Consider the following 1051-nt stretch of genomic DNA (forward strand, 5'->3'; position numbering starts at 1 on the left):
TGGGCGCCAATTTCGAGAACCTCACCCTGACCGGCGCCGGCAACATCAATGGTACCGGCAACGCCGCGAACAACATCATCGTCGGCAACACCGGAAACAACACGCTCGACGGCGCCGCTGGTGCCGACACCATGAGCGGCGGTGCCGGCAACGACATTTATGTCGTCGACAATGTCGGCGACGTGGTCGACGAGACGGCTGTCGGTTCGGCCGGAACGGATACGGTCCAGACGACGCTCGCCAACTACACGCTCGGCGCCAATGTCGAAAACCTCACCAAGAATGGTGGCGGTGCCATTACCGCCGTCGGCAATGGGCTTGCAAACAACATGCTCGGCAACAACGGTGCAGATACGCTTTCCGGCGGTGATGGCAACGACATCATCGACGGTGACGACGGAAACGACAGACTGCGTGGCGGTGCCGGAAACGATACCTTCAACGACAACAGCGACAACGATGTCTACGTGTACGACACGATCAATTTCGGCGACGACACGATCAACTCGTTCGATGCTAACCCTGCCGGCGGTGGCCAGGATCTCATCGACCTGAGCGGCTTGGGCATCACGGCAGCCAACTTCGCGACCCGCGTGCTGGAAACCCGTGTGGTCGTTCCCGGAACGGACGATACGTTGTTGACCATTCGGGACGCCGCCGGCACGACCACGATCGGTACGATCCTCGTCGATGCTGTTGATCCCAACGACATCAGCATCGCCGACTTCATCCTCGCCGATACGCCGGCTCCGGCTGCCATCAACGGCACCGGCGCAGGCAACGCCCTGACCGGGTCGACCTTTGCCGATCAGATCAACGGGCAGGGCGGCACGGACACGATCAACGCCGGGGCGGGCGACGACACGATCACCGTCGATGTTCTCGAGGGTCGTGACGTCATCAACGGCGAAAGCGAAGATGCCAATGGCGACACAGTGGTCATCAACGGCGACGCTTCCAACGAAACCTTCCGGGTCTATACCCGCACCGAATGGTTGGCTGTCGCCGGCAACGCCGTGGGCAGCCTCAACGCGGCGACGGAAATCGTCAT

Annotated in this window: 1 pseudogene; it reads left to right on the forward strand. The window is 61.5% G+C overall.

The features are described 5' to 3' along the window. Nucleotides 1-1051, forward strand: a pseudogene (locus tag HT585_RS31550) (calcium-binding protein); the annotation flags it as partial.

The sequence above is a fragment of the Ensifer oleiphilus genome (assembly GCF_013371465.1).
Taxonomy (GTDB): domain Bacteria; phylum Pseudomonadota; class Alphaproteobacteria; order Rhizobiales; family Rhizobiaceae; genus Ensifer; species Ensifer oleiphilus.